This window comes from Streptomyces mayteni, from assembly GCF_054783955.1.
Genome location: NZ_BAAGPR010000003.1, coordinates 1 through 24,083 on the forward strand (window position 1 = coordinate 1; position 24,083 = coordinate 24,083).

Annotated in this window: 23 protein-coding genes and 1 tRNA gene; 16 read left to right on the plus strand and 8 right to left on the minus strand. The window is 70.4% G+C overall.

All coding sequences use genetic code 11. The features are described from left to right. Nucleotides 1–597 precede the first annotated feature (597 nt). The 10 genes from ACYVPE_RS02010 to ACYVPE_RS02055 all read left to right on the plus strand — a co-directional run bounded on the left by ACYVPE_RS02010 (nt 598) and on the right by ACYVPE_RS02055 (nt 10,818). Nucleotides 598–1,521 (plus strand): complex I subunit 1/NuoH family protein, encoded by a 924-nt coding sequence (locus tag ACYVPE_RS02010; RefSeq protein WP_461031730.1) that lies wholly within the window; start codon nt 598–600, stop codon nt 1,519–1,521. Continuing rightward, the gene (locus ACYVPE_RS02015; RefSeq protein WP_461031587.1) at nt 1,518–2,069 is read left to right on the plus strand and encodes a NuoI/complex I 23 kDa subunit family protein; all 552 of its coding nucleotides are present in this window, start codon (nt 1,518–1,520) and stop codon (nt 2,067–2,069) included. The genes ACYVPE_RS02010 and ACYVPE_RS02015 overlap by 4 nt, the downstream gene beginning before the upstream one ends. After that, nucleotides 2,066–2,626 carry an NADH-quinone oxidoreductase subunit J family protein gene (locus tag ACYVPE_RS02020; RefSeq protein WP_461031588.1) on the plus strand — a complete coding sequence of 187 codons (561 nt, stop codon included), beginning with the start codon at nt 2,066–2,068 and terminating at the stop codon, nt 2,624–2,626. Before ACYVPE_RS02015 ends, ACYVPE_RS02020 begins: the two co-directional genes overlap by 4 nt. Further along, nucleotides 2,626–2,991, plus strand: a complete 366-nt coding sequence (gene nuoK / locus ACYVPE_RS02025; protein ID WP_461031589.1) for an NADH-quinone oxidoreductase subunit NuoK — start codon at nt 2,626–2,628, stop codon at nt 2,989–2,991. Before ACYVPE_RS02020 ends, nuoK begins: the two co-directional genes overlap by 1 nt. Then, complete coding sequence (locus ACYVPE_RS02030; RefSeq protein WP_461031590.1) at nt 2,988–4,943, plus strand: NADH-quinone oxidoreductase subunit 5 family protein; 1,956 nt, start codon at nt 2,988–2,990, stop codon at nt 4,941–4,943. The genes nuoK and ACYVPE_RS02030 overlap by 4 nt, the downstream gene beginning before the upstream one ends. Before the next feature lie 29 nt (nt 4,944–4,972). Further along, entirely contained in the window at nt 4,973–6,520 is a 1,548-nt protein-coding gene (locus tag ACYVPE_RS02035) for a complex I subunit 4 family protein (protein ID WP_461031731.1), read from the plus strand. Next, the gene (locus ACYVPE_RS02040) at nt 6,517–8,034 is read left to right on the plus strand and encodes an NADH-quinone oxidoreductase subunit N (RefSeq protein ID WP_461031591.1); all 1,518 of its coding nucleotides are present in this window, start codon (nt 6,517–6,519) and stop codon (nt 8,032–8,034) included. Before ACYVPE_RS02035 ends, ACYVPE_RS02040 begins: the two co-directional genes overlap by 4 nt. A 177-nt stretch (nt 8,035–8,211) precedes the next feature. Next, nucleotides 8,212–9,075 (plus strand): zinc metalloprotease HtpX, encoded by an 864-nt coding sequence (gene htpX, locus ACYVPE_RS02045; RefSeq protein ID WP_461031592.1) that lies wholly within the window; start codon nt 8,212–8,214, stop codon nt 9,073–9,075. A 15-nt stretch (nt 9,076–9,090) separates the two neighbouring features. Further along, nucleotides 9,091–9,498 carry a YccF domain-containing protein gene (locus ACYVPE_RS02050; protein ID WP_461031593.1) on the plus strand — a complete coding sequence of 136 codons (408 nt, stop codon included), beginning with the start codon at nt 9,091–9,093 and terminating at the stop codon, nt 9,496–9,498. A gap of 117 nt (nt 9,499–9,615) precedes the next feature. Continuing rightward, nucleotides 9,616–10,818, plus strand: coding sequence for an alpha/beta hydrolase family protein (locus tag ACYVPE_RS02055; protein ID WP_461031594.1), 1,203 nt, complete (start codon nt 9,616–9,618; stop codon nt 10,816–10,818). Between the two features lie 15 nt (nt 10,819–10,833). On the opposite strand, the gene ACYVPE_RS02060 is transcribed toward ACYVPE_RS02055, so the two are convergent. The 3 genes from ACYVPE_RS02060 to ACYVPE_RS02070 form a co-directional block, all read right to left on the minus strand. Continuing rightward, nucleotides 10,834–11,451 (minus strand): DedA family protein, encoded by a 618-nt coding sequence (locus ACYVPE_RS02060; RefSeq protein ID WP_461031595.1) that lies wholly within the window; start codon nt 11,449–11,451, stop codon nt 10,834–10,836. An 80-nt stretch (nt 11,452–11,531) separates the two neighbouring features. Beyond that, the gene (gene corA, locus ACYVPE_RS02065) at nt 11,532–12,635 is read right to left on the minus strand and encodes a magnesium/cobalt transporter CorA (protein WP_461031596.1); all 1,104 of its coding nucleotides are present in this window, start codon (nt 12,633–12,635) and stop codon (nt 11,532–11,534) included. Next, nucleotides 12,632–13,120: a YajQ family cyclic di-GMP-binding protein gene (locus tag ACYVPE_RS02070; RefSeq protein WP_461031597.1), complete on the minus strand. Its 489-nt coding sequence runs from the start codon at nt 13,118–13,120 to the stop codon at nt 12,632–12,634. The genes corA and ACYVPE_RS02070 overlap by 4 nt, the downstream gene beginning before the upstream one ends. Nucleotides 13,121–13,254: 134 nt before the next feature. On the opposite strand from ACYVPE_RS02070, the gene ACYVPE_RS02075 reads away from it, so the two are divergent. Continuing rightward, nucleotides 13,255–13,336, plus strand: a tRNA-Tyr gene (locus ACYVPE_RS02075). Between the two features lie 101 nt (nt 13,337–13,437). Here the strand turns inward: ACYVPE_RS02075 and ACYVPE_RS02080 are convergent. Then, nucleotides 13,438–14,883, minus strand: coding sequence for a tyrosine-type recombinase/integrase (locus ACYVPE_RS02080; protein ID WP_461031598.1), 1,446 nt, complete (start codon nt 14,881–14,883; stop codon nt 13,438–13,440). Nucleotides 14,884–14,950: 67 nt separating this feature from the next. Then, nucleotides 14,951–15,139 carry a helix-turn-helix transcriptional regulator gene (locus ACYVPE_RS02085; protein WP_461031599.1) on the minus strand — a complete coding sequence of 63 codons (189 nt, stop codon included), beginning with the start codon at nt 15,137–15,139 and terminating at the stop codon, nt 14,951–14,953. A gap of 382 nt (nt 15,140–15,521) precedes the next feature. Here ACYVPE_RS02085 and ACYVPE_RS02090 point away from each other — a divergent pair, with 382 nt between their 5' ends. Both ACYVPE_RS02090 and ACYVPE_RS02095 read left to right on the plus strand, forming a co-directional pair. After that, the gene (locus ACYVPE_RS02090) at nt 15,522–16,547 is read left to right on the plus strand and encodes a hypothetical protein (RefSeq protein ID WP_461031600.1); all 1,026 of its coding nucleotides are present in this window, start codon (nt 15,522–15,524) and stop codon (nt 16,545–16,547) included. Then, nucleotides 16,547–17,191, plus strand: coding sequence for a hypothetical protein (locus ACYVPE_RS02095; RefSeq protein WP_461031601.1), 645 nt, complete (start codon nt 16,547–16,549; stop codon nt 17,189–17,191). The genes ACYVPE_RS02090 and ACYVPE_RS02095 overlap by 1 nt, the downstream gene beginning before the upstream one ends. A gap of 1,207 nt (nt 17,192–18,398) precedes the next feature. Here ACYVPE_RS02095 and ACYVPE_RS02100 read toward each other — a convergent pair. After that, a complete protein-coding gene (locus ACYVPE_RS02100) occupies nt 18,399–20,549 on the minus strand; it encodes an SAM-dependent methyltransferase (protein WP_461031602.1) in 2,151 nt (716 codons plus the stop codon). A gap of 142 nt (nt 20,550–20,691) precedes the next feature. On the opposite strand from ACYVPE_RS02100, the gene ACYVPE_RS02105 reads away from it, so the two are divergent. Next, nucleotides 20,692–20,868, plus strand: coding sequence for a hypothetical protein (locus ACYVPE_RS02105; protein WP_461031603.1), 177 nt, complete (start codon nt 20,692–20,694; stop codon nt 20,866–20,868). A 288-nt stretch (nt 20,869–21,156) separates the two neighbouring features. Here ACYVPE_RS02105 and ACYVPE_RS02110 read toward each other — a convergent pair whose 3' ends face one another. Beyond that, entirely contained in the window at nt 21,157–22,062 is a 906-nt protein-coding gene (locus ACYVPE_RS02110; protein ID WP_461031604.1) for a hypothetical protein, read from the minus strand. Between the two features lie 65 nt (nt 22,063–22,127). Beyond that, nucleotides 22,128–22,481: a hypothetical protein gene (locus tag ACYVPE_RS02115; protein ID WP_461031605.1), complete on the minus strand. Its 354-nt coding sequence runs from the start codon at nt 22,479–22,481 to the stop codon at nt 22,128–22,130. A 232-nt stretch (nt 22,482–22,713) separates the two neighbouring features. Here ACYVPE_RS02115 and ACYVPE_RS02120 point away from each other — a divergent pair, with 232 nt between their 5' ends. Beyond that, nucleotides 22,714–22,992, plus strand: coding sequence for a hypothetical protein (locus ACYVPE_RS02120; RefSeq protein ID WP_461031606.1), 279 nt, complete (start codon nt 22,714–22,716; stop codon nt 22,990–22,992). A 63-nt stretch (nt 22,993–23,055) separates the two neighbouring features. Then, nucleotides 23,056–24,078, plus strand: coding sequence for an NAD-dependent epimerase/dehydratase family protein (locus tag ACYVPE_RS02125; protein WP_461031607.1), 1,023 nt, complete (start codon nt 23,056–23,058; stop codon nt 24,076–24,078). The last annotated feature ends 5 nt before the right edge of the window (nt 24,079–24,083 follow it).

The window sequence follows — 24,083 nt, forward strand, 5'->3', positions numbered from 1 at the left end:
GCCGCCGCCGGAGCCGGACCGGCCGGCTGACGGTGCTGGCGCTGCCGCCGCCGCGCCGCCGGAGGCGGCCGGTCCGGGCGGAGCCCGTCCGCCGCGGCGTAGCCGGTCGGCATCGGAGGGGTCGGCGAGCCAGCGCCCTGCCGGCGCCGCGCCGACGTCGGATGCGGACCGGCCGGGTGGCGCTCCGTCGGCGGCTGGCGATGATGCCGGTGCCGTGCCGGCGGCTGGCCGTGATGGCGGTGTGCGGCCGGAGGCGGCCGGTCCGGGCGGAGCCCGTCCGCCGCGGCGCAGCCGGTCGGCGTCGGAGGGTTCGGCGAGCCAGCGGGCGGCCGACACGCCGCCGGGCCCCTCGGGGCCCTCCGGGCCCTCGGCGCCTTGGCGCGCCGCCGGTGCCTCGCCGGAGGCGGACGCGGAGCCGGACCGGCCGGCTGACGACGACGCCGCCGCGCCGCCGCCGGAGGCGCCCGCCGACCCGGCCCCGGATCCGGCGCCGGACCCGTCCCCGGACCAGGACACGGACCAGGACACGGGCACGGACCGGTCGGAGGGGGGTGCGTAGTGGACGTGCTGGACGTCGCCGTCCGCGTCGCGGCCGTCATGGTCGCGTTCCTCGTGCTGCCGCTGCTCGTCGGCCAGACCGAGCACAAGGTGATGGCGCACATGCAGGGCCGCCTCGGCCCCATGCACGCCGGCGGGTTCCACGGGTGGGCACAACTCGTCGCCGACGGCGTGAAGTTCGCGCAGAAGGAGGACACCGTCCCGGCCGGCGCCGACCGCCGCGTGTTCCAACTGGCGCCCGCCGTCGCGCTGATCCCGTACCTCGTCGTGCTCGTCGCCATCCCGCTCGGCCCGGACGGGATGGTCGGGCAGGTGCTCGACGCCGGCATCTTCTTCGTCCTCGCCGTACTCGGCGTCGGCGTGCTCGGCTCGTTGATGGCCGGCTGGGCGTCGGCCAACAAGTACTCGCTGCTCGGCGCCCTCCGTACCGCCGCCCAACTCATGGCCTACGAGCTGCCGTTGCTGCTCTCCGCCGCCTCGGTCGCGATGGCCGCCGGCACGCTCTCGCTCACCGGGATCCTCGGCGAGTTCGAGTGGTGGTGGATGCCCTGGCAACTCGTCGGCGGCGTCGTGTTCTTCACCGCCGGCCTGGCCGAGCTGCAACGCCCGCCGTTCGACGCCCCGATCGCGCCCGAGGAGATCATCTTCGGTGCCTACACCGAGTACTCCGGCCTCCGCTTCGCGCTCTTCCTCCTCGCCGAGTACGCCGGCATCGTCGTCGTCTCGGCGCTCACCGCCGTGCTGTTCCTCGGCGGTTGGCACGGGCCGATGTCCGACCAACTCGGTTGGCTGTGGATGCTGTTGAAGACCGGCGCGCTGAGTTTCCTCGTCATCTGGGCCCGCGTCGCCTGGCCCCGGCTGCGCGCCGACCAGATCCAGAAGTTCGCCTGGACCGCGCTGGTGCCCCTCGCCCTGGCCCAGATCGCGTTGACGGGCGTGATCAAGGTGGTGGTGTCGGGATGAGCCTCGGATCCGGCCTGGCCAGGGGGCTCGCGATCACGCTGCGGACCATGACCCGGCGTGCCGTGACCCAGCAGTACCCGGAGCGGATGCCGGAACTGCCGCCCCGCACGCGGGGTGTCATCGCGCTCTTCGAGGAGAACTGCACCGTCTGCATGCTCTGTGCCCGCGAGTGCCCCGACTGGTGCATCTACATCGACTCGCACAAGGAGACCCTGCCGCCCGCCGCGCCCGGCGGGCGCGAACGCAGCCGGAACGTCCTCGACCGCTTCGCCATCGACTTCGCGCTCTGCATGTACTGCGGGATCTGCGTGGAGGTCTGCCCGTTCGACGCCCTCTTCTGGTCGCCCGAGTTCGAGTACGCCACCACCGACATCCGCGAACTCACCCACGAACGCGAGACGTTGCGCGAGTGGATGTGGACGGTGCCCGAGCCGCCCCCGCTCGACCCGGCCACCGAGGAGCCCAAGGAGATAGCGACGGCCCGCAAGGCTGCGGAGAAGGCCGCCGAACGCGCGGAGTCCGGCAGCGAAGGGCGGGAGCGGACGTGACCGGGCAGGAGGTCGTCTTCGTCATCGTCGGCGTCGTCGTCCTCGGCGCCGCCGTCCGCTGCGTCACCACCCGGGAGTTGGTGCACGCCGCGCTCTGGCTGGTCGTCGCGCTCGGTGGTCTCGCCGTCCAGTACCTGCTGCTCACCGCCGAGTTCGTCGCCTGGGTGCAGGTGCTGATCTACCTCGGCTCGGTGGTCGTGCTGCTGCTCTTCGGCCTGATGCTCACCAGGGCGCCCATCGGCCCGTCGCCCGACGCGGATTCGGGCAACCGGCCGGTCGCCCTCGCCGTCGCCCTGGCCTCGGCCGCCGCCCTGGTGGCGCTCGTCGTCGACGCGTTCCGCACCACCCGGATCGAACTCGACCGGCCGCACGGCGAGTCGGGGCCGATCGGCGAGAGCCTCTTCCAGAACTGGGTGCTGCCCTTCGAGGCGCTCTCGGTACTGCTGCTCGCCGCGCTGGTCGGCGCCATCGTCGTCTCCCGCACCCGGGGCGGCGACCAGCGGCACGACCAACGGAACGAGCAGCCGAACGGCCAGCGGAACGGCGGTGTCGGCTGATGCACCTCCTCTACCCGGCCGTGCTGGCCGTGCTGCTCTTCTCCACCGGCCTGTACGGGGTGTTGGCCCGCCGCAACGCCATCCTGGTGCTGATGTCGGTGGAACTGATGCTGGCCGCCGTCAGCCTCAACCTGGTCGCCTTCGACGTCTGGCTGCGCGACGCCATGCACTCGGGCCAGGTCCTCACGCTCTTCCTCATCGCCCTCGCCGCCGCCGAGATCGGCATCGGGCTCGCCATCGTGCTGCTCGTGTACCGCACCCGCGGCACCTCCGCCATCGACCAACTCCGCGAGCTGGGCGAGTCGGCGCACCCGGCGCCCGACGAACCGGCGGCGGAGCGGACCACGGAGACCACCCCCACGTGAACACCACGACCGCCGCCGTCCTCGTACCGCTGCTGCCGTTCGTCGCCGCCGCGGTGATCCTGCTGACCGGCCGGCGCGCGCCCGGCTTCGTCCGGCCGCTCGCCGTGCTGCCGACGCTCACCTCGGCCGGGCTCGCGATCTACGTGGCCGTGCGGCAGGGCGGCGACGAGCCGATCACCGCCGCGACCCGCCTCACCGCCACGGGAAACGACCGGCTGGACATCCAACTCGCCCTGAACCTCGACGGGTTCGCGGTGCTGGTGGCGGTGCTCGTCGCGGTCGTGGCCGGCTGCGTGCAGCTGTACTCCACCGGCTACCTGAGCGGCGACCCCCGCTACCCCTCGTACGCCGCGCTGGTCTCGCTGTTCACGGCCGCGATGCTGCTGGTCGTCTACGCGGACGACCTGATCGTGCTGCTCGTCGGCTGGGAGGTGATGGGCGTCTGCTCCTACTTCCTCGTCGGCCACTACTGGGAGACCTCGGCGGCCCGCGCCGCCTCCCTCAAGGCGTTCCTCGTCACCAAGCTCGGCGACGTGCCGTTCCTGATCGGCATCCTGGCCCTGGCCAACGAGGCCGACACCTTCCGCATCAGCGTCATCGTCGGGAAACTCACCTCCCCGCTCGCCGAGGGCCCGGCGTTCGAGCTCTCCCACCCCACCCTGATCGCCCTGCTGCTGCTCGCCGGGGTGGCCGGCAAGTCCGGTCAGGCGCCGCTGCACGCCTGGCTGCCGGACGCGATGGCCGGCCCGACCCCGGTCTCCGCGCTGATCCACGCCGCCACCATGGTCGCCGCCGGCGTCTACTTCGTCGCCCGGCTGCTCCCCGTCTTCGCCGCCTCGACGGCCGCCCTGCTGGTGCTCGCCCTCGTCGCGGCCGTGACCATGCTCGGCTCGGCGCTCGCCGCCCTCGCCCAGGACGACGTCAAACGGGTGCTCGCCTACTCCACCATCGGCCAACTCGCCTACATGACGGGCGCGTTGGCGGTGGCGGACCGGGACGCGGCGGTGTTCCACCTACTCACCCACGGCGCGTTCAAGGCGCTGCTCTTCCTCGCCGCCGGGGTGCTGATCCACACCGCGGGCACCGGCTCGCTGACCGCCATGTCCCGGATGCGCGGCCTCAAGCGCCGTGCCCCCGACGCCTACTGGACGATGACGATAGGGCTGCTGGCCCTGGCCGCCATCCCGCCGTTCGCCGGCTTCTTCTCCAAGGAAGCGGTGATAGCGGGCGCCGAGCACGCCGCCCTCGACGCGGACCACGGCGTCCCGGCCGCCGCCGGCTGGATCGTGCTGGTCGCCGGGCTGCTGACCGCCCTGCTCACCGCCGCCTACGCCGCCCGGCTCTGGCTGCTCGCCTTCCACGATCCCGCTTGTGGGGGCACCTCCCAGACGAAGTCTGGGGGATCGCGCACCGAACCGGTGCCGGTCTCCGAGGGCGCGAGCCCGGTGATGGCCGCCGTGCTCTGGCTGCTCGCGCTCCCCACCGTCGCGCTCGGCGTCGCCTACCCGGTGCTGCCGGACTGGTTCGACGGCGGTGACCTCGCGCCGACCCTGCTCACCGCCCTGCTGGCCACCGGCGCCGCGCTGGTCGGCGGCCTCGCCGCCTACGCGGCCTGGCGCCGCGCCTACGAGGGCGACGCCGAGGCCACCGGCGTCGACCCGGCACCCGCCCTGCTGCGCGGCCTGCACCCGCACGCCGCCGCCGGCTTCCACGCCGACGCCGCCTACGCGGCGGCCGTCGTCCGCCCCACCGAGGCCGCGGCCCGCCTGGTCCGCTTCCTCGACAGGACCGTCGTCGACACCTATGTGCGCGCCGCGGCCGCCGCGCCCGGGCTGCTGGGCACCGCCGCCCGCCGCGCCCAGACCGGAAACGTGCAGACCTATCTCGGCGCGATCGTCGCCGGCACCCTTGTCCTGGCCGTCGTCGCCGTCCTCGTCGTGGCGGGGGAGTGAGTGCCGTGATCAGCCTCAACGACACCACCATGCGGCTGCTGCTGGCCGCCGTCGTCGTGCTCCCGCTGCTCGGCGCGGGCGCCGCCCTGCTGCCGGCCCCGCCCGGGCTGCGCGGGCCGGGCGGCCGGGACCGCGACGTGCTGCGGCACGGCGTCACCGTCACCGGCGCCGTGCTCGTCCTCACCCTGCTGCTGGCCGCCGGCTTCGACCACGACCGGCCGGCCGACGTCCAGGCCGAGAGCGACCTCAGCTGGATCCCGGCCCTCGACATCCGGCTGCATCTGGGCGTCGACGGCATCTCACTGCCGCTGCTCGTCCTCACCGCGCTGCTGACGTTCCTCTGCGCGCTCTACACCTACTTCCGCCCGCCCGAGGGGCCGGACACCCCGGGGCCGATCCCCTTCGTCGCGCTGCTGCTCCTGCTGGAGGCCGGCACGCTGGCCACCTTCGCCGTCCTCGACCTGGTGCTGTTCTTCCTCGCCTTCGAGACGGTCCTGATCCCGATGTACTTCCTGATCGCCCGCTGGGGCGGCGCCGAACGCGCGGCCGCGGCCTGGAAGTTCATCCTCTACACGGTGGTCGGCTCGGTGGTGATGCTGCTCGGACTGCTGCTGATCGGCGTCCGCGGCGGCACCTTCGACATGGTCGCCCTCGCCGAGGCCAACGGCGCCGGCCTTAGCCACACCACCCAGCTCCTCGCCGTCCTCGCCATCGGCCTGGGACTCGCCGTCAAGACCCCCATGTGGCCGCTGCACAGCTGGCTGCCCGACGCCCACACGGCGGCACCCACCACCGGCTCGGTGCTGCTCGCCGGCGTGCTGCTGAAGATGGGCACCTACGGCCTGGTCAGGATCGCCCTGCCGATCGCCCCCGACGGCATGCACACCTTCGCGCCCTACCTCGGCGCCTTCGCCGCGGCCGGCATCGTCTACGGCTCCCTGGCCTGCCTCGCCCTGGTGCGGCAGGGCGCCGGGGGCGACCTCAAACGGCTCATCGCCTACTCCTCCGTCGGCCACATGGGCTTCGTCCTGCTCGGCATCGCGACCCTCACCCGCGGCGGCGTCAACGGCGCGCTCTTCGCCAACGTCGCCCACGGCCTGATCACCGGGCTGCTGTTCTTCCTGGTCGGCGCCCTCAAGGAACGCGTCGGCACCACCGACCTCGACCGGCTTACCAACGTGACGCTCTACGCCCGCTCCCCGCGCTTCGGCGGGCTGCTCGCGTTCACCGCCGTCGCCTCGCTCGGCCTGCCGGGGCTCGCCGGCTTCTGGGGCGAACTGCTGGCCATGCTCGGCGCGTTCCACCCGGCCGACGGGCTCAGCAGGCCGGCGTTCCTCACCTACCTCGTGCTGGCCGGCCTCGGCACCCTGCTGACCGCCGCCTACCTCCTCCTCGTGGTCCGCCGCGTCTGCATGGGCGACGCCCGCGACGAGCCGCTCCCCGACCTGCGCGCCCCCGAGTACGCCGCGTTCGCCCCGCTCGCCGTGCTGACCCTGCTCGCCGGCCTGTGGCCGGCCGTCCTCCTCGACCTCACCAACCCCGCGGTCGCGGCCCTCCTGCCCGGAGTCGCCAGATGAACCTCACCCAGAACGTCGACTGGGCGGTCGTCGCGCCCCCGCTGATCGCCGCGGTGACGGCCGTCGTGGTGCTGATCGCCGACCTCTTCCTGCCCGCCGCCAGGCGCCCGCTGCTCGGCTGGCTCGCCGCCGGCGGCCTCGCGCTGGCTGCCCTCGCCCTGCTGCCGCTGCGCGACGGCGACCGGACCACCTTCTGCCTCGCCGACGACCCGGCCCTCTGCGCCTACACCGCCGACCGCTTCGCCGTCATCGTGCAACTCCTGGTGCTCGGCGGCGCCTTCCTCGCCGCCCTGCTCTCCATCCCGGAGACCGCGGACGACGACATCCCCGGCGGCGAGTTCTGGTTCCTGCTGCTCTCCTCCGCCTCCGGCGCGGCGCTGCTGCCCGCCGCCCGCGACCTGGCCACCCTGATCATCGCGCTCGAGGTCACCACGCTGCCCGCCTATGCCCTGGTCGGCCTGCGGCGCGGCAGCCGCACCGGGCCGGAGGCCGCGCTAAAGTTCTTCCTCACCTCCGTGACCGCCACCGCCGTCGCCCTGCTGGGCGTCAGCTTCGTCTACGCGGCGGGCGGCAGCCTCTTCTTCGCCGAGCTCGCCACCGCGCTGCCAGGCGGCGACCCCCAGCTGGCCACCCTCGCCGAGGCCGGCGTCGCGCTGACCCTGGTCGGCTTCGCCTTCAAGGCCGCCGCCGTGCCGTTCCACTTCTGGGTGCCCGAGACCTATCTGGGCGCACCACTGCCGGTGGCCGGCTACCTGTCGGTGGTCGGCAAGGCCGCCGGCCTCGCCGGCCTGGCCCTGGTGACCACCCTGGCCTTCCCCGGCTACGGCGACCTGTGGGGCCCGGCCCTCGGGCTGCTCGCCGGCCTCACCATGACCGTCGGCAACGCGGCCGCGCTGCGCACCGACCCGGACGCGCCGCACAGCGCGATCCGGCTGCTCGCCTGGTCCTCGGTGGGGCAGGCCGGCTACCTGCTGGTGCCGCTGGCGGCCGCCGCCTACACCGACCACGGCGAGGCGCTGGGCGCCACCGTCGCCTACGCGCTGATGTACGCGGCGGTCAACCTCGGCGCCTTCGCCGTGACGGCCCAGGTGGTACGCCGCCACGGCGAGCGCCGGCTCTCCGACTTCCGGGGCCTCTACGCCAGGCGACCGCTCAGCGCCCTGGCCCTGGCGTTCTTCCTGCTCTGCCTGGCCGGGCTGCCGCCCGGGGTGGTGGGCCTGTTCGCCAAGGTCGCGGTCTTCGAGGCGGCGGTGGACGCGGGGCTCGGGGTGCTCGCGGTCGTGATGGCGATCAACGTCGCGATCGCGCTCTTCTACTACCTGCGCTGGACCGCGCTGCTGTTCCGCACGGCGCCCGAGCCCGCCCCCGCGGGGCCGGCCCCCGCCACCGCGGCCACCCCGGTCGCGGTGGCCGCCCCGCTGACCGGGGCGATCGGCCTGGCCGCCGCCGCGGCGCTCGCCTTCTCCGGTGCCCCGCAGTTGATCCTCACGTTCGTCTCCACCAGCCTGATCTAGCGCGGGACGGCGCCGCACGGCGTTTCCAGGACGTTCGCGCACGGTAACAACGCGGTCGTGGAGGGAACGTAATTCCCCCGTATGCCGTTGTGCACTTCGGGAGTGTCCACTGTTAGTGGAGAAACTCCGGCATCCGGTACATCCGGCCCCCCACGCGCGCTTCCAGGAGGGCACACCGTGCACCGCCGGCACAACGGCCTGAAGACCGCCGCCCTCCTGGGCGGCATGTCCGCGTTGATCCTGGTCATCGGCAGCTTCTTCGGCCGTGGCGGCCTGGTGATCGCGCTGGTGATCGCGCTGGCCACCAACGGCTACGCCTACTGGAACAGCGACAGGCTGGCGCTCCGCGCCATGCGCGCCAGGCCCGTCAGCGAGTTCGAGGCGCCCGGGCTCTACCACATCGTCCGCGAGCTGGCCGGGCAGGCCAGGCAGCCCATGCCCCGGCTGTACATCTCGCCGACCGAGGCGCCCAACGCCTTCGCCACCGGCCGGAACCCGCGCAACGCCGCCGTCTGCTGCACGGAGGGGATCCTGCGCCTGCTCGACGAGCGCGAGCTGCGCGGCGTGATCGGCCACGAGCTGAGCCATGTCTACAACCGGGACATCCTGATCTCGTCGGTGGCCGGTGCCATGGCCTCCGTGATCATGTTCCTGGTGAACTTCGCGTGGTTCATCCCGATCGGGCGGGACGACGACGAGGGCGGCCCGGGCATCTTCGGCATGCTGCTGGTGATGATCCTCGGCCCGATCGCGGCCTCCCTCATCCAACTGGCGGTGAGCAGGTCGCGCGAATTCGAGGCGGACGCCTCGGGGGCCAACCTCACCGGCGATCCGCTGGCGCTGGCCAGCGCGCTGCGCAAGCTGGAGGCCGGCACCCAGGCCCTTCCGCTGCGCCCAGAGCCCCAGCTGGAGACGGCGAGCCACCTGATGATCGCCAACCCGTTCCGCCGGGGCGAGGGCCTGGCCAGGATGTTCGCGACCCATCCGCCGATGGCCGACCGCATCGAGCGGCTGGAACGCATGGCGGGCGGGCGCCGCTGAGGTCATCCTGATGGTGTGCGAACCATACTCAACATCATCTGGCTGATCTTCTCCGGACTCTGGATAGCGCTCGGCTACGCGATCGCCGGCGTCCTGTGCTTCATCTTCATCGTGACGATCCCGTTCGGCATCGCCTGCTTCCGGATCGCCGTCTACGCGCTGTGGCCGTTCGGCTACCGCGTCACCGAGCGTCATGACGCCGGCGTCGCTTCTGGCGTGGGCAACATCATCTGGCTGGTGATCGCCGGGATCTGGCTGGCCATCGGCCACATCCTGGCGGGCATCTCCTTCTGCGTGACGATCATCGGCATCCCCTTCGGTATCGCGCACTTCAAGATGGTGCCGATCTCCCTGATGCCACTGGGTCGGGAGATCGTGCCCACCTCGCAGGAGCTTCCCAGCTACCGCTGGAACCGACCGTAGAGCTGGCGCTACCCCGGTGGTAGTGACGATCGGTAAGGGAGAACCTGTCGAAAGTCAGGGGGACGATCATCCCGCGGACGGACGCGGCGCCTCGATCGCGATGGTTACGCTCCGTACATGAAGTTCATGATCTCCCGAGGCACCGCCACCGTGGCGGCCGGCCTCGCCCTGGCCCTCGCGGTCCCCCTGGCGTCCACCGCCGCCGCGGCCGGGGCCGCCGCTCCCGCGCCGGCCTCCGGCCCACTCGTCGATCGGGCGTCCGCGGACCGGGCGTCCGTCGACCTCCGGCTTCCCGAGCCCACCGGCCCGTTCGCCGTCGGCCGCGACACGCTGCACCTGGTGGACACCGGCCGCGCCGACCCATGGGTCCCGGAGGCCGGTGCCCGCGAGCTGCTGGTGTCGATGTTCTACCCGGCCAGGGCCGGCACCGGCCGGCCCGCCCCCTACCTGGCGGCCGAAGAGGCCCGGCTGCTGCTGGAGAGCCAGCGGCTGGAGGGCGTCGTCACTCCCGGGGAGGTGGCCGCCACCCGGATATCCGCCAGGTCCGGCGCGCGGCCCGCCGCCGGCCGCTATCCGTTGGTGGTGCTCTCGCCCGGCTTCTCGCTGCCGCGCACCACGCTCACCCTGCTCGCCGAGGAACTGGCCAGCCGGGGCTATGTGGTGGCCGCCGTCGACCACGCGTACGAGTCCGTCGGCACTCTCTTCCCCGGCGGCCGGATGCTCACCTGCGTGGCCTGCGAGACCACCGGCGGCATGGCGGCGGTGGCCGAGGGGCGCGCGGCCGACCTGTCGTTCGTGCTCGACCGGCTCACCGGGCCCCGCCCCGCCTGGCGCCACGCGGGGCTGATAGACGCCGCCCGGATCGGCATGGCCGGCCACTCCATCGGCGGCAACGCCACCGCCGTCACCATGGCCGGCGACCCCCGGGTGTGCGCCGGGGCCAACCTGGACGGCACCTTCTTCGCCCCCGTGTCGGCCGAGGGCCTGGGCGGCCGGCCGTTCCTGATGCTGGGCACGGAGTCCCTGCACCGCCCGGGCGGCGGCGACGAGTCCTGGGATCGGGACTGGGCCCGGCTCGACGGCTGGCGCCGCTGGCTCACCGTCACCGGCTCGGGGCACTTCACCTTCATCGACCTGCCGGTGCTGGGCGGCCAGTTGGGGCTGACGGACCCCGAGGCGCCGCTCTCCGGCGAGCGGTCGGGCGAGATCACCCGGGGCTATCTCGCCGCCTTCTTCGACGCCCAGCTGCGGGGGCTGCCCCAGCCCCTGCTCGACGGGCCCACGGCGGCCAACCCGGAGGTGGTCTTCCAGGTCGGCTGAGCCGGCGGCCGCGAGCTACTCGGCGGCAGAGGACGTTCGTCGGTTGCGCAGGTACCTGATGCCCTCGTGCAGCACGGTGATCGCCAGCGCCAGGCCGAGGCCGAGCGCCACCCCGCGCAGCGGGTTGTCCTCGAAGGCGGCGCCGCCGATGTAGCCGATGCCCGCGGAGTAGACCGCCCAGCTGAGCGCCGCGATGGCGTCGTAGCGGGAGAAGCGGGCCAGCGGGTAGCGGGTGGCACCGGTCGTCAGGGTGGCCGCGGTGCGGCCGCCGGGGATGTAGCGGGCGATGATGAGGACGAGCCCGCCGCGCTTCTCCAGCATCTCGCCGACGCTCAGATACGCCTTGTGGGTCCGGCTGCCCGGCTTGAGCCTGGCGAAGACGCGCTGGCCGGACTTCCGGCCTATGAAGTAGGAGATGTGATCCCCGGTGAACGCGCCGAGGGCCGCGATGAGGATGACGAGGAGCAGATTCGGGTTGCCGTCGGCCGCCGCGAAGACCCCCAGGGTCACCACCAGGGTCTCGCTTGGCACCACGGGAAAGAAGCCGTCGAGCTTCGCGACGGCGAAGAGCGCCACATACACCCAGGGGGTGGCGACAAACCCTTCGATGGCGTCGAGGATCGCATTATCCACGTGCCCAGCCTAGGCAATCGAACTTGCGACCAGGATCTGCCCTTCGGCAAGTGGCGACCTGACTTTCGTCAGGTCGCGGCTCAGAGCCAGCCGTTCCGTCGGAACCCCCGGTGGATCAGGTAGCAGGCGGTGAGGATCACCCCGAGCACCAGGGGGTAGCCGAACCGCCAGTGCAGTTCCGGCATGTGGTCGAAGTTCATGCCGTAGACCCCGCAGACCATGGTCGGCACCGCCAGGATGGCCGCCCACGCCGTGATCTTCCGCATGTCCTCGTTCTGGGCCACGGTCACCTGGGCGAGGTTGGCCTGCAGGATCGAGTCGATCAACGTGTCGTACCCGTTGATCTGCTCCGTCACCCGCGACAGGTGGTCGGCCACGTTGCGGAAGTAGCGTCGGATCTCCGCGTCGACCATCGGCAACTCGGTCTCCGCCAGCATCCGCAGCGGCCGGTCGAGCGGCGCCACCGCCCGCCGCAGCTCCAGCAGCTCCCGCTTCAGCTGGTAGATCTGCCCCGGGTCGGCGCCCCGTCCCCGCGAGTCGGAGAACACCGCGGACTCGATCGCGTCGACGTCGTCCCGCACCGCGGCCGCCACGTCCAGGTAGTGGTCCACCACATGGTCGGCGACGGCGTGCAGCACGGCGGACGGCCCCTTCGCCAGCTGCTCGGGCGACGCCTCGAGCGCCTCCCGCAGCGGCCCGAGCGAGCCGTGCCCGCCGTGCCGGACGGTGATCACGAAGTCCGGCCCGACGAACACCATGATCTCGCCGGTGTCCACCACCTCGCTGCTGTCCGTCAGTTCGGTGTGCTCGACGTACCGCACGGTCTTGAGCACCGCGAAGAGCGTGTCGTCGTACCGCTCCAGCTTGGGCCGCTGGTGCGCGTGCACCGCGTCCTCGACGGCCAGCGGATGCAACCCGAAGAGCTCCGCCACCTCCGCGAACTCGGCCTCCGACGGCTCGTGCAGGCCGATCCACACGAACCCGCCCCGCCGCCCCCGAACCCGCGAGATCGCGTCCCGCGCGCTGTACCGGCCCTCCCGGCGCACCCCGTGCCGGTACACCGCGCAGTTCACCACGGCGCTGCCCAGCGGCTCCCTCGCCCGATGGCTCAGGTCCACCCGCGCGCCGTCACCCACCGGCCCGCGACGAGCCCGCCGGAAGACCTCCCCCAGATTCCTGATCATCGGTAGTTGACGAACTGCACCGCGAAGTCGAAGTCCTTCTCCCGCACCAGCCGCTGCACTTCCTGCAGCGCGTCCCGGCTCTTGGAGCTGACCCGCAGCTCGTCCCCCTGCACCTGCGCCTTGACGCCCTTGGGACCCTCGTCCCTGATCAGCTTGGCCACCTTCTTGGCGTCGTCGGTGGAGATTCCCTCCTTGATGGTGGAGTACAGCCGGTACTCCTTCCCCGACGCCTGAGGCTCCCCGGAGTCCAGCGCCTTCAGCGAGATCCCGCGCTTGATCAGCTTGGTCTGGAAGATGTCCAGGACGGCGTTGGCCCGCTCCTCGGCGTTGGCCCGGATCTCGATCCGCTCCCCCGACCAGGCGATGGAGGCCCCCACGCCGCGGAAGTCATACCGCTGCGAGATCTCCTTGGCCGCCTGGTTGAGCGCGTTGTCGACCTCCTGCCGGTCGACCTTCGAGACGATGTCGAAACTGGAGTCGGCCATGGTCGTAAGGCTCCTCGAGACTGTCACATCGGGCGTGGTCGCCGCACAGCCTAGCCACCCCCACTCCGGGATCCACCGCCACAACCGAGTGGCGGACCACCCCCGCGCATCGGGTATCGTTTACCGCGTCGCAAGGCGGTGTGCCCGAGTGGCCAAAGGGAGCAGACTGTAAATCTGCCGGCTCAGCCTACCCAGGTTCGAACCCTGGCGCCGCCACCCTAGCGATACGGCCTCTGACCTGCGGCTACGCGGTCAGGGGTCGTTCCTCTTTCGCTGGCACTCCGCTCGGAGGATTGTGTCACTTGCCCCGGTTTGTCTCACTCGATTTCGCGTGCTGACCAGCGCGTGTGGGGCATGTGTGGGGCAGAGTGGGGCGTGGCCACGGGTCTCAGGGTGCCGTTTCCGGCCGCGAGTCGGGCCGTGATCTTGGCGTTCTCGGCGTCGTCGGTGTCCTTGACGAACCTCGCGTAGACGCGGAGCAGGACGGCGACGCTGTGGCCGGCTCGCTTGGCGGCGGTCTGGGGGGCCATGCCGCCGCTGAGCCACAGGGACAGGGCTGCCTTGCGGAGGTCGTAGGCCCGCTTGGCCAGGTCGGAGTCGAACTCGTGCGGCGGCAGTACCTCTTGGCGAGCCCGGGCCCACACCTCGCCGTAGCCGCTCTCGTGGAGCAGGCCGCCGCGCAGAGTGCGGAAGATCCGGCCGTCCGGTGTGGTGCCGTACGCCTCGATGTGCCAGCGCAGCATGGCCACGAGCACGGGAGGGATGGGCACGATGCGCACGGCCTTGCGCGACCGCTTCTTGAGGCCCCGCTGGTCGTGTGCCTCGCCGTTGTCCGTCCAGCTCTTCCCGGACCGTGGCCGGGTCTTCTGGAGGCGCAGGGAGCCGAACCCTCGGTGGGGCAGGTGGCACTGGCTGGGGCGGAGTTCCAGGAGTTCGGCGGGGCGGGCGGCGGCGTAGTACATGCAGCCGAAGAACGCGACCAGCATGCGTCCGCGCTTGCCCTGTTCGCCGACCGCTTTCAAGAGGGCGGTGGCCAGCTCGGGGTTGGGGACGCTCGCGGGGTCGACTTCCTCTTCGACGGGTTCGGGGAGTGACCAGCTGATGCGGGGGATCAGGTTTTCGGTGATCAGGTCGGCGTCCAGGGCGTAGACGACCGCGTTGTGGAAGATGGCCCGTTTGCGGGTGATGCACGAGGCCGCGGCTGTGCTGCCGTCCAGGTTCCTTTTGAGTCCGTCGAGTGCCCGACGGACGACCATGCGGTCGTTGAGGGCCGACGTCGGCAGGGATTTCCGCTCGAACCAGTTCAGCACCTTCAGGACTTCCTCCGGGTGCTCCTCCTCCCAGCGGTGCACGTTGAACGCCCAGCTGTAGAGTGCCCGCCGCACGGTGTGCCGATCAGCCGTGCCGCGGTTGTCCGTCACGAGGGCTGGCGTCACGGTCGCCATCGCGTCGGCCAGGGTTCTCCGGGTGGACGCGGGAGCGTCCTGCCACTTCATCTGGATGTAGTTGCGCGCGTGCTGGTACCAGCTGACGTCCTGCTGCTGGCGCAGTTCGGAGACGGGGAGTCCGGTGGCCTCGTCGAAAGCTTCCCCGCGTTGCGCTGCGACGAGCAGCTGAGCTCGCCGGTTGTCGGCGAGCGTGACGTTGCGGAAAGTCAGCGAATGGGGCTCGTTGCCAACCTTCCAGCGCAGCTCGGCTGATGTCTGTCCGCGGTCCGTCCGCTGACGGATGCCCCAGATCTTGATGGTGAACGTGTGCCCCAAGATTTCGTGCTCCTCTCGGGGGCGGCGGCGCCCGAACCAGCTGGGCGGCGCCGATTGAAGTGCTTTGTCAGTCGGAGTTGATGACGAGGTCCTCGAGCCAGGCGTCAAGGTCGCTGCGGCGGACCCGGATGTGGCCGTTCGGCAGGCGATGAATGCGGGGTGCCTGCCCTCGCGTGCGCATTCGGTAGAAGGCCGCTCGGCTCATGCCGACGGTGTTGAGGACTTCGGAGAGCTTGAGCAGATCTGTTCCAGCCAACGGCGCTTTTCCTCGTTCCAACCCGCGATCTGGTGATTCACGTTCGTTTACAGAGGGTAAGGCCGCAAGGCTGGTGGTAGTCGGTATTGCTGACTGGTGTGCGTGTCTGTCGTGGGGAATCTGGTGATGGCGCGTTAACTCATGTTTATGGAGCGTGCGCGAGTCGGTGACGGTTGGTCATTTGTCCGGGTGTGGCTCGCGGTCGGACGCCCGGCCTCCCGTCGTGGAAACCGGGCGACCTCACCCATTATGTGGACTTGTTTTTCTAAAATCAAGTCCACTAACGTGGGGGGCGCCGGCTCCGACCGGTCTACCCAAGGAGGCTGGACCATGCGCTACTTCCGAGCGGCGTGCCTGCGGCCCCCACTTTCCGCTCGCCGTTGTGCGACAGGTCGTCGAAACCGCTGAGCGCATGAACCGTTACGGCCGGATCGAGCGCGGCCACATGGCGAGCGACCGTTTCACCCAGGTCTCGAATGCGCTGGCCCGTGACCGGCGGTTGACTCGCAAGGCGCGGGGGTTGTTCCTGGAGATCGCCTCGCACCGTGACGGCTACGGGCTGACGGTGGAAGCACTCGTTCGCTCCGGCCCGGAAGGGCGTGGGGCCATCATGACCGGGCTCCAGGAACTGGAGAGGTTCGGCTACTTGGAGCGCCACCAAGAGCGCGATGAACGTGGCCGGCTCGGCGCCGCGGTCTATCGCATCACCGACTCGCCTCAGCGTTCCGTGCTTCCGGAGGTCAATGACGGGAAACGGCCCAGGTCGGCGCCGATGTCGGAAAACCCGACGACGGATGACCCGACATCGGATGAACCGCACCCTAAGAAGACCAAGATCAAGAAGACCAACCGCCAGAAGACCGCCCCCTCCCCTCCTTCCGGCCCGGAGGTCCCGAGCGCTGGCGTGTCCCTCCTGCTGGACGTCGGCGCGCACGAACCGCGCCTCCGCGTCGGCGGACAGGCCCTCATCCGCGAGGGGCAGCGGCTCGACGTTCTCCTGGCCGCTGGCTGGGACATCGACGCCCTGCGTGCCGCGCTGACTGGCGGGCTGCCAGCCCGGGTCACTCACCCAGCGGGCTTCCTCGCCCGCCGCATCGCCCACATCCCGCCCGCGCCGGTGAGGCTGCCCACGCAGGACGCCGGACCGGAGCGCCGGGCGACGTACACCCCGCCGCGCTTCGGAGAACACGTTCGAACCCCGGCCCTGCCTGAGTGCGAGGACTGCGGCCGACCTCCCGTGCCCGGCCGTGATCGCTGCGCGGAGTGCCTGGGCTGGCCGCCGTGCTCAGGCTGCCAACGTCGCCGCGGCGATCCCGAGGACGCCGGCCTGTGTCGGACGTGCGGCGAGGAGGACCGCGAGCAGCAGGCCGTGCGGACGGCCCTGGGCGTCGACGCTCAGATCTCCTGATGGCCGACACCACGCTCGCCGTACCGGAGCAGCAGTTGCGGGAAGCCGGTCTGCTTCGTCAGCATGTCCGGGTGAACGCCGCCGACCCCATCGCCGTCCTCAAGGCGGCCAAGCGCCGGGTCGACCGCCTCCAGCCGGAGCTTCCCAGGCGCGAGGCTCGCCGCAACAACCTGTTGGCCGACTCCCATGCCGACCCGCTGACTGAGGAAGAGAAGCGAGAGCGCGCGGCGCGCAAGGCTCGCGGGGGGAAGAACCCGCCGGTGCCCGGCCGTGGTCGTCGGGCCGCGATCGCCCGGCTCATCGGCCAGACGGAACAGAACGTCCGCAACCTCCACGAGGCGGAGCTGGCCTACCGAGAGGCCGCCGACCGGCCCCGCCGGCTCGCGGACCCGGACACCGCCTTCGCGCTGCTGCCCGAGGCGCAACAGGGGGTCGACGAGGTCATAGCCGCCCGCGACGCCTACTACGACGCCATCGCCGACGCTCTCCCACCTCATGTAGAAGGTGCTCGCCCCAGCGGACCGGACGCTACCCGGTTCGCCGAGGTGCGGTCGATCACCGGCCTCGACCCGTCGCATCTCCGCCGTATCCAGCGCGGCGTGCAGGAGAAGCGCGGGCGGTCGAGGGGCCCGATGCAGCCGTGATTCGCCAACGCGAAGACGACGACGAGATCGCTCAGGTCTCCACGCCCCGGGCTGCCCAGGCCGTGGCGCCGTCCGCATCGCGTTGATGCGGACGGCGCTCCGGAGTGTTCCTCCCAGCTAGCGATGACGTTGGCCCACAGGCCACGAAGCTCGGGAGGACGACCACGTCGAGGCGGTTGGAGACGGCTTCTGCCCACCAGCCGGCTAGAAATCCCTCGCAGTTCGTTTCCCGGCGGCGAGGCGTCCCACCTCGTTGAGCAGCGACTTGGCGCTGGTCCAGGAGACACCGATTCGTTCGGCGACGTAGTTGGGGCTGAGCGTGGTGCGGTTCGGGTCCAGAACACGGACTTCTGCGAGTAGTTCCGCGCGAGAGCGGCGTCCCCTGGCGTTGTGCTCAACCGGGTCGGGGGCCTCCTCCGTGGAGGAAGTTCCCTGGTCGGTGGCGTCGGGTTCTGACGTCGGGGCCGACGTGGTCGGGGCCGACTCGGGTACGGAGTCGAGGGTGGGGCGCCTCTCGTTTGGCAACGGGTAGCCATACGGGGCGCCTTGGTCGGTGCCTGGTCGGCGCCGATTGGAGTGCCTGCCGTCCCGGGTCGTGGTCGGGGTGGCAGCGAGGGAGCGCTCTGGCCCCGCTGGTCGTGTGCCTCACCACAGTCCGTCTAGCTCTTCCCAGAGCGCGGACGAGTCTTCTGGAGTCGCAAGGAGCCGAACCCTCGACGGGGCAGCACTGGCCGGGGCGGAGTTTCAGGAGTTCGGCGGGGCGTTTGGCGGCGTAGTACATGCAGCCGACCAGCCTCGACGACTGGCCGAGCCAGACATCGCCTTCGCCTCTCTCGCACTGGCCCAGCGGGCCGTCGACGAGGTCACCGCGGCACGTGACGCCAACTACGTGGCCATCGCACACACCCTTCCCTGCGCGTCGAGGACGCCCGCCCCAGTGGCACGGACGCTGCACAGTTCGCAGGGGCCAGACGCGTCAACGGGCTCGACCCATCGCACCTGCGTTGAATCCAGCGTGGAGCTCTCCAGAAGCAAGTGAGGTAATCATTGGGCCGCGACAGATTTGGTGTGGCCGAGGTAACTATCTGCCTTGATCTACGCCGTCGGGCATTGCACGGTGATGCGGTATCGTCCTGCCTCCAGGTACGCAAGGGCTCCAAGCGCATGATGCTTCGGTGCTACGGCCGATAGAAATTACTGCCGGGTGTCAGGGGACCTTGGCCAGTCCGGTCAGAGCAGCTCCGGCGATGCTTTGCGTCGAGCCGTCGGGTCGCCAGCGATCGGCTCGCACCAGCCCTGGATCCAAAAGCGCCATCCCATCGAAGAAACCGGAAATCTCTTCGCGAGAGCGCAAGACGTAGGGCATGGCCCCCGAGGTGTTGTAGTCCTCCTGAGCTTTCAGCGCCGCCACTGGGGTGTCTTCCGATGTACGGTGGCTGATCAGCATCAGGCTGCCCGGAGCCAACCTGGACGTCAGGGTACGCACCGTTGCTCGAGCCTCCTCATGGTCGGGCAGATGCCCGACTATCTCGCTCAGCAGCAGCATTACCGGCCAGTCTAGGTCCAGGTGCTCGGCTGCTTGATCCAGCAGTGGCCGGGGCTCGGTGAGGTCAGCGTCCAGGCATGCGACGTGGCCCTCAGGGGCGGAGACCAGCAACGCCCTGGAATGCGCTAGCACCAGCGGATCGTTGTCTACGTAGATGACCCGAGCTTCGGGAAGGATCCGCTGGGCGATGTCGTGGGTGTTGACCTGCGTCGGTAGCCCGACACCGATGTCCAGAAATTGTCGTACTCCGAGTCCGGCGCCGTGGCGGACGGCACGGACCAGTACCTCTCGGGAAGCCTGCGCGATCGCACTGATCTGCGGATAGGCTTGCTCATACGCATCGCCAACGACGCGGTCCGCCTTGTAGTTGTCCGTGCCCCCCAGCCAGAAGTTCCAGATCCGAGCCGAGTGCGGAACGGTCACATCAATAATCCCGACGTTCCGCTTTGGCATGTGTGAGACTTTGACTTCGGCCGATTGTGGCCGGCTCGGTGGTGTTCCCAGCAGGTCAAGGAGTCGGCGTTCCGCCTTCAGGTTCCGTGCGTGCCCCAGCTTAACGACGTTCCTGAACCCGGTGGTATCAGGCAGCGGGTCCTGAGCGATCGACACTGCAACAAGGTCTTCGGCCCGGGCCTTGGCGACGGAACGCAGCGCGGCATTCCAGGCCACTGCCGAGTGCCCGCCCAATCGGAGGTAGTGCTCGCTGAGCACGAAGAGGAGGCGGCCATCGGCCACCAACACGTCACCGAGGGCTGCGCCGAGTGGGACGCCGGTTGGCAGGGCCCAGCTCAGCATCGTGACCGGCCAGCCATGGCTCTCCAGACGGTCCCGGATCCAGTTGGCCCAGGACCGGTCGGCAGGGGCGAAGCAGATGGTGATGTGATCTCCGCTAGCCACAGTTGCTGCCATGAGTGCGGGAAGAGGCGGAGCAGCACTCAGTTCCTCGGCCTCCTGCGTCAGGAACGCGGCGCGGTCGGCAAGCGCATCACTGGACGTGCGTAGTGCAGAGTCGATGTCCCTCTTAAGAGCATCGGCAGCGTGTTCGGTTCGCCAAGTCTCGGAACTAGCGTCCGCAGCGCGCATCCGCGACAACATCGCATCCTTCGCACGAAGTGCATCGGCGAGGGAACGGACTCGAGCCATGGCCCGGGCGGCCAGCCGTGCGGCCGCTCGTTGACCGGCTCGCGCCTGTTCCAACTGCACCTCGGCGGAGTGGCGTTGCTCCTCACTGCGGGCCAGCCGCGACTGCGCCTGCGCAAGTTCATCGGGTTGTGGTGGCGATGCGTCGGCCAGTTGGTCACGCTCCGTCTCCAGTTCAGCGTTGCGCCGTTCCAACTCTCCAACCATGGTGAGCAGGAAGATGGCCTGAAGCTGGGCCTGGTCGCGAGCCTCCTGCAGCGCGCTGGCACGGCGTGCCTCTTCGTTCAGCCGATCCTGGAGCAAGAGCAACCGCCGTGGCACGGTGACCAGTTCGTCCTCCATCGGCGCTGTCGCCGGAGGCTGCGTCGGAGGCTGTGGCCCCGGCGTTCGGGCGGCATGCCAAAGGCCTTGGGCCTCGGCCAGCCGACGACCCCGCAGGCTCGGTGGAACCGTATGCTCCACCAGCGCCTCGACGAAACGCCGTTCAGGCACGCGGCCGGACACATTCAAGGCCAGCGTGGACTTCGAGTACTTCATCGGCCCTGCCAGCTCATCCAGCGCTTGGCCCGAGTCCTCTATCAGCTCGCGTAGGAACAGTGCAAGGCGCTTCGCCTCTGCTGTTTCGGCGCGCACCGGGGCCCAGGGGCGGCCGGGAGATTTCCGCTTCACCACGGCCCCATTGTCCTGGACAAGTGAGCTGTTGTCCGGGCTTCACCTGCGGAATCGCCGCTGCGGCTGGCTGGACAAACCGCGACGTTGGAGTGTCGGGAGAAGAGATCCAGCCCATGATGGGCCCGACCGACAAGGAATGTACATGCCCAACTCCGCCCATTCGAGCGAGCCGGATGTTCCCCGACGCTGTACCTCTTGGCCCTGTTTCCTGCTGTCCTCCTTGTGGGTCGTCGAACGGCAGGACTGGCTTCCCGACGGCGACTCGCCGCTGCACGTCATGGTGCTGACGGTCCTATTCGCCATGTTCCGCGCCATCTGAGGCAGGCGGGAGCACCTGCCTGGGCCGTGGCCTCTTCTCTCGCTCGACTGCAGGCGCTTGAGGCAGGGCAGTCTCGGTGATACGGAGGGAGGGGGCCGGCAACTGACCTCCACCGGATTTCGTGCGGTGGAAGAAGCTCTCGGGCGTTCCACGTACGAGGTCGCCGGACGGGTGGTTCTGGTGCCGGATCGTGACGGTAACCGCCGCCCTGTTCAGACGGCCTTTTTTCAGGGTGCCGCCCACGATGTGTTGAGGGTGGCACCTCGTCCGCGATGATCTTCGAGCTGATCAGACTGACGGAGACGGCGGCGGCCTCAGGTCACCCGATGACTCGGACACGGTCGACGTGGGCTCCCCGTTGAGAAGGCGGCCAGTCTCGTTGAGCAAGGCCTTGGCGGTGGACCAGGAGACGCCGATTCGCTCGGCCACGAAGTTGGGGCTCAGCTTGGTGTGGTCGGGTGCCAGTTCACGGACTTCTCTGAGTAGCACCGTGCGAGAACGCCGTCCCTTCGTGATCCTTTCGGGCTGGGGAGCGGGGACTAGAGACGCGGATGCGGAATCAGCGCCACCGGCTTCCAAGGTCGGGGGCGACTCGGTGGCGTGGTCGAGAGGAGCTACCCGCCTGCCTCTGGGAGGACCGCCCGTCGGGGTGCCACGGTTGGTGGCAGGTCGGGCCTGATTTGGGTGCCCGACGCCATCGTCGTCCGTCGGGGTGGCGGGCGGTCCGGCTTTGGCCGGCAGCTCGTGGTCCAAGGTCTCGCCGTTGGCGATCTCGACTCCTCGGTCCATCAAACCGGCCATCAGTGCCCAGCCGCCTCCGCACGCGACGGCGGCGACGATCATGACGACGATGGTGTCGGTGCCTTCGCCGTAGTAGATGTGGGCCGCGATCTCGACGCCGTAACCGGAGACCGTGGCGGCGGCGCCGCTGAGGACGATCCACCGCCGGCGCAGAACCGAGTTCAGCACCATGGTCGCCTCGCCCACGATGACGAAGGTCTGGACGGCAATGGGCACGGCCCATGTCGCTCCGGGCAACGCGTGGGGACGCTCGAGGTAGGTGTGCATCGCCATGACGTTCACCCAGCCCGTCCAGGCCGAAGTGAGGGTCAGGGCGACGAGGATGAGTGGCAGGAAGATCGTGAACGCGTAGGCAGCGATGCCGGCGATCTGCGCTCGAACGCGTTCCTCCACGGGCAGAGCCGTCGCCGCCTGGGCGGGCGGGACAGCGCCTCCCGAGCGGTGTCCGTGCCGCGATGTCACTCGTCCCCCTTGGGGCGACTGCCAGAAGGCCAGATGCGGAACCCGCAGCGCGAACGCAGCGGACAGCCGTCGCAGACCGCGGCGGCGTCCAGGCGGTCCTCGTACGTGACGACGCTGCTGTGGGCGTCTTCCACGAGTTCGAAGAGCTCCCTGTGCTCCGAGCAGGCGGCCCTTCCGTGATCGCTCGTGGGGACCGTGCGCACGGCCTTCTTGGAGCGACGGGACATCGCTGTCGTCGCCGTGCTCTTCGTCCCGGTCGGCGGTTGCTCGGTCGGCGCGGCAGCCGACTCCTCTTCGCCCGGCGGGCGGTTGTCGGGTGGTAGGTGATTAGCGGCGCTAGTCTCGCGCATGGCACGTCTCCTCAGCATTGGGTGAGGTAGCGGGCCGTGCTCCTTGGCCGGCGGTCGCGACGCTGGCCGAGGGGCTGCTCCGTTTCACGGGGCAGACGACCCTTGATATGCAATCTCAGATTGCATATCAAGGATGCAAACAGAGATCGCATCTCGCCAAGTGCTTCTCGTGGAGATCACACCTACGGGGTACTCGGTCCTCAGTCGGCGGAGCCGCTGGCACGATGTCGGGGTGACCGATGAGCCGACCCCAGAGCAGCGGGCCGCGATGGACGAGCTGGACCAGCTCTCGGCGGATTACGCCGCAGCGCTCGAACGCCTCGAAACCGCCCGTGACCGCCTGAGCGAAGGGGTGGTTCGCCACCTGCGCGCCCGCACCCTGCGGCCCACCCAGGTCGACGCTCACGTGCCGTGGGATCGCAACTACGTGGCCAGGATCGCCCGCAAGGCCGGCGTGCCTCCCCTGAAAGAACCGACGGTGACCAGTCGCCGTAAGCGAGGTGCGAAGTGAGACCGGCACTCCACCGTGCCAAGCCGTGGCGGTACCGGGGCCCGCGTGGGGCAGGATCGGTGCATGCGGATTCTCGTACTCGGCGGCGGGTGGTTCCTCGGCCGCTTCATCTCTCAGCAGGCTCTTGACCGAGGTTGGGACGTCAGCACGTTCAGCCGGGGTCTGTCGGGCCAGGACGTTCCGGGTGTGCGGCCGATTCGCGGCGACCGTACGAGGGACGAGGACCTGAAGCGGCTGGCCGACGCGGGTCCGTGGGACGCCGTCATCGACACGTCGTCGGCGGACTTCGCCCCGCGGCGGATCCTGGCGGGCGCCCGTGCGCTGGCGCCGGCGGTCGGGCGCTACGTGTACGTGTCGACGGTCAACGCGTACCAGGGATGGCCGTACGAGCCGCTGAGCGAGGACTCGCCGTTGCTCGAGGCGCCGCCGGACGCCGGGGAGGAGTTCGGGCGGGACGGGGCGTCGTCGGCGGCGTACTACGGGATCCAGAAGGCCGGTTCGGAGCGGGCCGTCGTCGAGGCGTTCGGCGAGGAGCGCGCGCTGATCCTGCGGCCGGGCGTCATTCTCGGCCCGGGGGAGTACGTCGGCCGGCTGCCGTGGTGGCTGCGCCGCGCGGAACGCGGCGGGCCGATCCTCTCCCCGGGGGAGCCTGGCCAGACGATCCAGCCGGCCGACGTGCGCGACGTCGCGGCGTTCGCCCTGGACCAGGCGGCCGCCGGTGCGGCTGGTGCCTTCAACATCGCGGCGCCGATCGGGCGGGAGACGATGGAGGATTTCCTCGCTGCCTGCGTTGACGCCACCGGCAGCGGCGGCGAGTTGCGCTGGGTGCCGGACGAGGTGCTGCTCGCCGCCGGGGTGCGGCAGTGGACCGAACTGCCGCTGTGGCGCGCCGCGCCCGGTTCGTGGCGGGTGGACGCCAGCCGCGCGGCCGCGGCGGGGCTGGTGTGTCGGCCACTGGCCGAGACCGTGGCCGACACCTGGGCCTGGCTTCAGGACGGCGGCCTGCCGGTGGAGCACCCTCGGTGGGGTGAACACGGCATCGCCCCGGAGCGGGAAGCCGCGATCCTCGCCTCGCTCGGCGGGTGAGGCGG